Source organism: Streptomyces aurantiacus JA 4570 (assembly GCF_000414115.1).
GTDB lineage: Bacteria > Actinomycetota > Actinomycetes > Streptomycetales > Streptomycetaceae > Streptomyces > Streptomyces aurantiacus_A.
The window spans coordinates 1-8,590 of record NZ_AOPZ01000404.1 but is presented as its reverse complement, the minus strand read 5'-3'; the positions used below and the strand labels follow the sequence as shown (position 1 = coordinate 8,590).

The window sequence follows — 8,590 nt, the reverse complement described above, 5'->3', positions numbered from 1 at the left end:
GGCGGCCGCGATCACCGCGGCCCGCTCGGCGGTCGGCAAGCCGTATGTGTGGGGCGCCAACGGGCCCGCCGGGTTCGACTGTTCGGGCCTGACCCAGTGGTCGTACTCGCAGGCGGGCGTCGGCCTGCCGCGCACCTCCCAGGCACAGGCGGGCGCGGGCCGGCAGGGGGCCAGGCGGGCGCGGGCCGGCAGGTGCCGCTCTCCCAGGCGCAGCCCGGCGACCTCGTCGCCTACCGCGACGACGCCAGCCACATCGGGATGTACGTCGGCAACGGCCAGGTGGTGCACGCGCCCTACCCCGGCGCCGCCGTGCGCTACGACCCGGTGGGGATGATGCCGGTCTCGTCGGTCACGCGAGTCTGACCGGCGCGGGTCCGGGCGCGCTCACGGCGGTGCGCCCCGGCGTCCGGATCCGGCGGTCTTCGCCCGCACGAGCGAGAGGACGGCCGCGCGCCCCCGTACGATCGGAACGTGGCTGGTCGAGGGCAGGGGCACGGGCGTGGCAGGCGGGCGGCGGCGGGCGCGGCGGCGTGCCTCGCCGTGCTCGCGCCCCCCGCGCTGACCGGTTGCGCCGCCGACGACGCGGCGGACGCCGCACCCGGCGACGTGCAACGGCTCCTGGAGAAGCGCGCGGAGGCCGTCCTGGAGCGCGACGCGCGGGCGTACCGCGCGACCGGCGGCCCCCGCGCCGGCTACGACAACCTGCGCGACGTCCCCCTGAAGTCCTGGACCTACCGCCTCAAGGACTTCCGCCGCGACGGCGCCCGCGCCACCGCCACCGCGGACCTCGGCTACCGCGTCGCGGGCTACGACCGGGCGCCCCTCACCGCCGAGCGGACGCTGTCGCTGCAACGCCGCGACGGGCGCTGGTACGTCACCGCCGAACGCCCCGCGAAGAAGGCCGCCGAGCAGCTCTGGGACCAGGGCCGCGTCGACGCCGTGCGCGGTACCCACAGCCTGGTGCTCGGCGTCGGACGCGAACGCGCGGACCTGCGCCGGTACGCCGAACTCGCCGACCGCGCGGTGCCCGCCGTGCGGGACGCCTGGAGCGGCCCGTGGCCCGGCAAGGTCGTCGTCCTCGTCCCCAAGTCCCTGGCCGGGATGGCGGACCTGCTCGGCGCGCCCGCGTCCGGCTACCAGGGCATCGCCGCGGTGACCACGGGCGAGGCGGGCGGCTCCGGCAGGGCGCCCGCGGACCGGATCGTCGTCAACCCCGAGGCGTACGGCGTCCTCGGCGAGCTGGGCAAGCAGGTCGTCCTCACCCACGAGACGACCCACGTCGCCACCCGCGCCGTCACCTCCCGGGCCACCCCGCTGTGGCTCTCCGAGGGCTTCGCCGACTGGGTCGGCTACCGCGGCACGGACCGCGCCCCGCAGCAGGCCGCCCCGGAACTGCGGCGCGCGGTCCTCGACGGCCGCCTGCCCGCGACACTCCCCGAGGACGAGGACTTCGGCTTCAGCGGCGACGCCGGGGGCCTCGCGCGGGCGTACGAGGGCGCGTGGCTGGCCTGCCGGATGATCGCGGAGGAGTGGGGCGAGGAGAAACTGAAGCGGTTCTACATGGCGGTCGGCGCGCACGACCGGCGCGCGGGGGCGGTGGAGGGCGCGCTGCGGGACGTACTCGACACGACGGAGGAGGAGTTCACGGCGAGGTGGCGCCAGTACCTGAAGGACGAGCTAACTCATAGCCTGTCCGGCGATTGAGGACGAGCCGCGGAGCGGGGACGAGCCGCGGAGCGGCGATAGGCGGGGGTCCGGGGGCGCAGCCCCCGGGCGGTCACCCCGGCCTCGGTGACCGTCTGCCGCCACAGCACCCGGCACGCAAGAACCGTGGAGGCAACGAGCAGTCCGTTGCGTACGACGAGCAGGGCGATCCCCAGCGCGTCGCTCGCCACGACATGCGAGAACCACACCGGGAACTCAAGGAACGTCACGAACGTGGCCGCGAGAACCAGCCCGGCCGGCCACGCCATCATGCTGCCGCGGTACGCCACACACACCGCGGCGACCCCCACGAGCCAGAGCATGTACTGCGGACTGATCACCCGGCTCGTCGTGGTGAACAGCAGCACCGCCGCGAACGCCGCGTCCGCGGGCGTCGTGGCCGACCAGACGCGGGCCCGGATCCGCCACAGCAGCAGCCACCCGAAGGCGGCCACCGAAAGGGCCTGCGCCGCCGCGCTCACCAACGGGACGTAGGGGCCGAGGAACTCCACCGAGCCGTAGTTGAGCTGCACCGTCCCCGGCCAGCCGAGGTGCCGTGCCACGTGGAGGACGAGCGCGCCGAGCGACTCGACCTCCGTGCCCCGGTCCCGCTGGAAGGTGAGGAACGCGAGCGCCCCCGGCATCGCCACCACGAACAGCAGCGTGACGGCGCGCTCGGTAGCGCCCGCCGTCACCGCCGCGGCGCCCCACGAACGCCGCGTCGCCCGCCCCCGCGGGGTGCCGACGAGCAGCAGCACCGGCCACACCTTCACCACCGCGCCGAACCCCGCGAGCACCCCGAGCGCCCGGGCGCGGCGCGCCCCCGCGAGCAGCGCGGCGACGGCGACGGCGGTCACCATCAGGTCGTAGCGCGCGTACGCGGTGGGCCCGAGCAGCGCCACCCCGGCCGTCCACACCCAGGCCCCCCGCAGGGTCCTGCCGGGCCGCCCGCCCGCGTACAGGAGCAGCCCCGTCACCACCGCGTCGGCCAGGAACGACAGCAGGAAGAAGGCGGCCGGATAGCCGAGGAACGGCAGCGCGGCCGGGCCGAGGACGGCGAGCGCGGCGGCGGGCGGGTACTGCCAGGTGACGTCGTCGAGCGGGAACGTGCCGGTGCGCAGGATCTCGTACCAGCCCTGGTAGATGAACGAGACATCGCTGGTGACGTCCGGCCCCGGCAGGACGACGACGTGGAAGACGCAGAGCAGGAGCAGGGCGCGGGTGGGCGCCCAGAGGGCCAGGACGCGCAGCTCGGGCGGCGCGGGGCGGCGGGCCGGGGGGCCCTCGCCGGGGGAGGGCGGTGTGGCCGCACTTGTGCGCGTTCCCGTACCCGTGCCCGCCATCTGCGCCTCACCCGCTTTTCGCCTATTTAAATAGGGTTCGGGAAATCATGATGCCGGGAGGGGCGGCGTGAGGGGACGAGGCGGGGCCGGTACTGTCTGCGGCGATGCACAAGACCCTGATCGTCACGAACGACTTTCCGCCCAGGCCCGGTGGTATCCAGGCGTTCCTGCACAACATGGCGCTGCGCCTGGATCCGTCCGAGATCGTCGTCTACGCCTCGACCTGGAAGCGCGGCCGCGAGGGCGCGGAGGCGACCGCCGCCTTCGACGCCGAGCAGCCCTTCCAGGTCGTCCGCGACCCCACGACGATGCTGCTCCCCACCCCTCGCGTCACCCGCCGCGCCGTCTCACTGCTGCGCGAACACGGCTGTACGTCGGTGTGGTTCGGGGCGGCCGCGCCGCTCGGGCTGATGGCGCCCGCGCTGCGCAGGGCCGGGGCGCGGAAGGTGGTGGCGACCACGCACGGGCACGAGGCCGGGTGGGCGCAGCTGCCCGCCTCCCGCCAACTCCTGCGCAGGATCGGCGAGTCGGCCGACACGGTCACCTACCTCGGCGAGTACACCCGGTCCCGTATCGCCGCCGCGCTCAGCCCCGCCGCGGCCGGGCGCATGGTCCAACTGCCGCCGGGCGTCGACGAGAAGACCTTCCACCCGGCGTCCGGCGGCGACGCCGTGCGGGCCCGGCTCGGGCTCACCGACCGGCCGGTGATCGTGTGCGTCTCGCGGCTCGTGCCGCGCAAGGGGCAGGACACCCTCATCCTCGCCATGCCGCGGATCCTGGCGCGGGAGCCCGACGCGGTGCTGCTCGTCGTGGGCGGCGGTCCCTACGAGAAGGAGCTGCGCAAGCTCGCCGCGGAGACGCGGGTCGCGGACTCCGTGGTGTTCACCGGCGCCGTGCCCTGGGCCGAGCTGCCCGCGCACTACGGCGCCGGGGACGTCTTCGCCATGCCCTGCCGCACCCGGCGCGGCGGCCTCGACGTGGAGGGCCTCGGCATCGTCTACCTGGAGGCGTCCGCCACGGGGCTGCCCGTCGTCGCCGGGGACTCCGGGGGTGCGCCGGACGCCGTCCTCGACGGGGAGACCGGGTGGGTCGTGCGGGGCGGCTCCGCCGAGGAGTCCGCCGATCGGATTCTTGCGTTGCTCGGCGACGCGGAGTTGCGGGAGCGGATGGGGGAGCGGGGGCGGCAGTGGGTCGAGGAGCGGTGGCGCTGGGATCTGCTGGCGGAGCGGCTGCGGGAGCTGCTGTAGCCCCGCCGGACGGGCTATATCCAGCCCCTCCGGCGTTTGAGGAGCGGGGGTCTGGGGGGGTTGGGGAAGCCCCCGGCAGGGCCCCCGCCTCAGCCCCGGTAAAGCGCCTCGATCTCGTCCGCGTAATCCTTCGCGACAACGTTCCGCTTCAGCTTCAGCGACGGCGTAAGGTGCCCCGACTCCTCGGTGAACTGCGCGGGCAGGACGCGGAACTTGCGGACGGACTCGGCCTTGGACACCGCCGCGTTCCCGTCGTCCACGGCCTGCTGCACCGCGGCGAGAAGATCGGCGTCCTCCCGCAGGGAGGCGGCCGAGGCCCCGGCGGGCTTCCCGTGCTCAGAGGCCCACCGCGCCAGGAACTCCTCGTCGATGGTGACGAGCGCGCCGACGAACGGCCGCCCGTCCCCGACGACCATGCACTCGGCGACGAGCGCGTGCGCCCGGATCCGGTCCTCGATCACGGCGGGCGCGACGTTCTTGCCGCCCGCCGTCACGATGATCTCCTTCTTGCGGCCGGTGATCCGCAGATACCCGTCCTCGTCGAGGGTGCCGATGTCCCCGGTGTGGAACCAGCCGTCGGCGAGGGCCTCCTCGGTGGCGCCCTCGTTGTTCCAGTACTCCTTGAACAGGTGCTCGCCGTGCAGCAGCACCTCGCCGTCGTCGGCGATGCGCACGACCGAGCCGGGCAGCGGCTGCCCGACCGTGCCGATCTTCTGCCGGTCCCAGGGGTTGAACGCGGTGGCGGCGCACGACTCGGTGAGGCCGTAGCCCTCCAGGACGGTGAAGCCGATGCCGCGGAAGAAGTGGCCGAGGCGCTCGCCGAGCGGGGCGCCGCCGGAGATGGCGTACTCGCCGCGCCCGCCGAGGACCGCCCGCAGCTTGCTGAAGACCAGCTTGTCGAAGACCTTGTGCTTGATCTTCAGGCCCAGGGAGGGCCCGCTCGGGGAGTCGAGGGCGCGGCTGTACGCGATCGCCGTGTCCGCCGCCTTGTCGAAGATCTTGCCCTTGCCGTCGGCCTGCGCCTTGGCCCGCGCGCCGTTGTAGACCTTCTCGAAGACGCGCGGCACACCGAGGATCAACGTCGGCCGGAACGCGGCCAGTTCGTCCGTCAGATGCTTGATGTCGGGCGCGTGGCCGAGCTTGATGGGGGCCATCAGCGCGGCCACCTCCACCAGGCGGCCGAAGACGTGCGCGACGGGGAGGAACAGGAGTACCGAGCACTCGCCCGTGCGGAACAGCGGTTTCAGGCGCTCCACCACATTGCCGCACTCCGCGAAGAAGCTGCGGTGGGTGAGGACACAGCCCTTGGGGCGGCCCGTCGTGCCCGAGGTGTAGACGATCGTCGCCGGGTCGTCGGCGCCCGCGACGGCACCGCGCTCGTCCACGGTCTCGTCGGAGACCTCCGCGCCCGCCCGGTTCAGCTCCTCGACGCCGCCCCGGTCGATCTGCCACACGTGCGTCAAGGACGGCAGCCGGTCGCGCACCGACTCGACGGCGGACGCGTGCGCGTCGGACTCCACGACGCAGGCCACGGCGCCGGAGTCGCCCAGGATCCACTGGATCTGCTCGGCCGAGCTGGTCTCGTACACCGGCACGCTCACCGCGCCCGCGCTCCAGATCGCGAAGTCGAACAGCGTCCACTCGTAGCGCGTACGCGACATCAGGCCCACCCGGTCGCCGGGCCCGACGCCCGCCGCGATCAGACCCTTCGCGGCGGCGCGCACCTCGGCGAGGAACACCGTCGCCGTGACGTCCTGCCAACTGCCGTTCACCTTGCGGCCGATGACCGCCACATCCGGATGCTGCGCGGCGTTTCTGCGGACGATGTCGGTCAGATTGCCGTCCGCGGGGACCTCGTACAGGGCCGGAAGGCTGAACTCGCGCAAGACTGCTGCTCCTACATAGGGCGCCGGCGCCACGACGTTGTGCGATGCGACGGTGCGGTCCAAGATCGGGCAGGTGCTCAGTCAGGGGGTTCGGGGGTCCCTCGGGGTTTCGTTGAGGGGCTGAGCACTACTGGACTGCCCGGACGTTACCCATCGGTATGGCTGGTTCGGTAGGGGGGCCGGGCCAGATGTTCCGTGCGTCACACGACGTTGTGGTCTGAACCGCACAGTACGCCACGCCCTTCCTGACTCGGAAGTAACCGCGGGAGTATCCGCAGGTCCACCGCGCGCGCCCGGCCGAGCCCGCCGGATCACCCCGGCCTGGTCGGCCCGGGCCCCGCCGAATTAAGGTGACCGGCATGCGAGGTTTCCGGGTCCATGTGGTCAGTGACGTGCACGGCAACGCCAAGGACCTGGCCCGTGCGGGCGACGGCGCCGACGCCCTGATCTGCCTGGGCGACCTGGTGCTCTTCCTCGACTACGCGGATCACGCGCGCGGCATCTTCCCCGATCTGTTCGGCAAGGAGAACGCCACCCGCCTCGTCGAACTGCGCACCGCCCGCCGCTTCGACGAGGCCCGCGCGTTCGGCGCCTCGCTCTGGGCCGGCCTGGAGCGCGGCCCGGCGGTGGAGAGCGCGGTACGCAAGCAGTACGCCGAGCTCTTCGCGGCCTTCCCCACCCCTACGTACGCCACGTACGGCAATGTCGACATGCCGGAGCTGTGGCGTGAATACGCCGGTGCGGGCACCACCGTCCTCGACGGCGAGCGCGTCGAGATCGGCGGCCGCGTCTTCGGCTTCGTCGGCGGCGGCCTCAAGACCCCGATGCGGACGCCGTACGAGATCAGCGACGAGGAGTACGCCGCCAAGGTCGAGGCCGTCGGCGAGGTCGACGTGCTGTGCACGCACATCCCGCCGGAGGTGCCGGACCTCGTGTACGACACCGTGGCGCGCCGTTTCGAGCGGGGCAGCCGCGCGCTGCTCGACGCCATCCGGCGCACCCGGCCGCGGTACGCCCTCTTCGGGCACGTGCACCAGCCGCTGGTGAGCCGGATGCGGATCGGGTCGACCGAGTGCGTGAACGTCGGACACTTCGCGGGGTCCGGGCGGCCCTTCGCCCTGGAGTGGGCGGGGTGAGCCGACGGGCCGCGAGGACGGGGTGACCGGCGCGCGCCGCGTGCGCGGTAGCCTTCACGCGGCAGCACAGCACCCGCACCACCCCGCACCGGACCGCATCTGGAGGAGCCACGGCGATGGCGGAATACACCAGCTCGAGCATCACGATCGAGGCGGCACCGGCCGACGTCATGGGCGTGATCGCCGACTTCGCCCGCTATCCGGAGTGGACCGGCGAGGTCAAGGAGGCCGAGGTCCTCGCGACCGACGACTCCGGCCGCGCCGAACAGGTCCGGCTCGTCATGGACGCCGGGGCGATCAAGGACGACCAGACGCTCGCGTACACCTGGAGCGGCGCGCACGAGGTGTCCTGGACGCTCGTCAAGTCCCAGATGCTGCGCTCCCTGGACGGCTCCTACCTCCTGAAGCCGTCCGGCACCGGCACCGAGGTCACCTACCAGCTCACGGTCGACGTCAAGATCCCCATGCTCGGCATGATCAAGCGCAAGGCGGAAAAGGTCATCATCGACCGCGCCCTGGCAGGCCTGAAGAAACGAGTCGAGGCCGGGCCCGACGCCTGAGCCCTGCCGGCCTGCGCCTGATCCCTGCTGGTACCGCTGTGGGCAGCTGGGCCGCCAGGGGCGGCTCCCGACCCTAAAGGCAGCCCACGTACGACGGTCACCGTAGAGTGCCACCGCATGCGCACCCTCCTGGTAACCGGCCCCGGCGGCGCCGGCCGCACCACCCTCGCGGCGGCCACTGCCCTCACCGCCGCCCGCGAGGGCACCCGCACCCTGGTGATCTCGGCGGACCGCTCCGACACGCTGGGCGCCGCCCTCGGCACCCCCACAGGCCCCCGGCCAGAACACGTGGAGCCGGGCCTGACCGCCCTGCGCCCGGACCCGGACACCAGCTTCCGGGACGGCCTCCTCGCCCTCCAGGAGCACGCCCGCCCGGCCCTCGACCTGCTGGGCGCCGACCGCCTCGACGACGAGGAACTCACCCCGCTCCCGGGAACCGAGGACCTCGCCCTCCTGGGCGCCCTGAGCGCGGCGGCCCGCACGCAGACGTACGACACCGTCGTCGTCGACCTCCCCGCCGCCCCCCGCGCCCTCGCCCTCCTCGCCCTGCCCGGACAGCTGCGCCGCTACCTGCGCCGCCTGCTGCCCCCGGAACGCCGGGCGGCCCGCGCCCTGCGCCCCGTCCTCGGCCGCCTCGCGGGCGTCCCCGTCCCGGCCGGCTCGCTGTACGAGGCCGCCGCCCGCTGGGACGAGCGGCTCGCCGCCGCGCAGGCC

At 73.6% G+C, this 8,590-nt stretch carries 7 protein-coding genes and 1 pseudogene; 6 read left to right on the top strand and 2 right to left on the bottom strand.

The features are described from left to right. Window positions 1-363: pseudogene (locus STRAU_RS40895) on the top strand (C40 family peptidase); the annotation flags it as partial. Between the two features lie 177 nt (window positions 364-540). Further along, window positions 541-1,704 carry a hypothetical protein gene (locus tag STRAU_RS31870; protein WP_016644534.1) on the top strand — a complete coding sequence of 388 codons (1,164 nt, stop codon included), beginning with the start codon at window positions 541-543 and terminating at the stop codon, window positions 1,702-1,704. Here the strand turns inward: STRAU_RS31870 and STRAU_RS31865 are convergent. Then, window positions 1,683-3,047, bottom strand: a complete 1,365-nt coding sequence (locus tag STRAU_RS31865; RefSeq protein ID WP_016644533.1) for a glycosyltransferase 87 family protein — start codon at window positions 3,045-3,047, stop codon at window positions 1,683-1,685. The two genes, STRAU_RS31870 and STRAU_RS31865, sit on opposite strands and share 22 nt — an antisense overlap. 104 nt (window positions 3,048-3,151) lie before the next feature. On the opposite strand from STRAU_RS31865, the gene STRAU_RS31860 reads away from it, so the two are divergent. Next, complete coding sequence (locus STRAU_RS31860) at window positions 3,152-4,294, top strand: glycosyltransferase family 4 protein (RefSeq protein WP_016644531.1); 1,143 nt, start codon at window positions 3,152-3,154, stop codon at window positions 4,292-4,294. An 89-nt stretch (window positions 4,295-4,383) separates the two neighbouring features. Here the strand turns inward: STRAU_RS31860 and STRAU_RS31855 are convergent, their stop codons facing one another. Continuing rightward, a complete protein-coding gene (locus STRAU_RS31855) occupies window positions 4,384-6,180 on the bottom strand; it encodes an AMP-dependent synthetase/ligase (RefSeq protein ID WP_016644530.1) in 1,797 nt (598 codons plus the stop codon). A gap of 359 nt (window positions 6,181-6,539) precedes the next feature. Between STRAU_RS31855 and STRAU_RS31850 the strand changes: the two genes are divergently transcribed. The 3 genes from STRAU_RS31850 to STRAU_RS31840 all read left to right on the top strand — a co-directional run. Continuing rightward, window positions 6,540-7,316, top strand: coding sequence for a metallophosphoesterase family protein (locus STRAU_RS31850; protein ID WP_052029377.1), 777 nt, complete (start codon window positions 6,540-6,542; stop codon window positions 7,314-7,316). Between the two features lie 116 nt (window positions 7,317-7,432). Beyond that, the gene (locus STRAU_RS31845) at window positions 7,433-7,876 is read left to right on the top strand and encodes an SRPBCC family protein (RefSeq protein WP_016644528.1); all 444 of its coding nucleotides are present in this window, start codon (window positions 7,433-7,435) and stop codon (window positions 7,874-7,876) included. 117 nt (window positions 7,877-7,993) lie between these two features. Next, the coding region (locus STRAU_RS31840) for an ArsA-related P-loop ATPase (protein WP_037663279.1) at window positions 7,994-8,590 on the top strand (597 nt) is incomplete at its 3' end.

Coding starts and splice junctions, on each gene's coding strand:
- STRAU_RS31850 (WP_052029377.1), top strand. CDS start 6,540: ATGCGAGGTTTCCGGGTCCATGTGGTCAGTGACGTGCACGGCAACGCC.
- STRAU_RS31865 (WP_016644533.1), bottom strand. CDS start 3,047: ATGGCGGGCACGGGTACGGGAACGCGCACAAGTGCGGCCACACCGCCC.
- STRAU_RS31845 (WP_016644528.1), top strand. CDS start 7,433: ATGGCGGAATACACCAGCTCGAGCATCACGATCGAGGCGGCACCGGCC.
- STRAU_RS31860 (WP_016644531.1), top strand. CDS start 3,152: ATGCACAAGACCCTGATCGTCACGAACGACTTTCCGCCCAGGCCCGGT.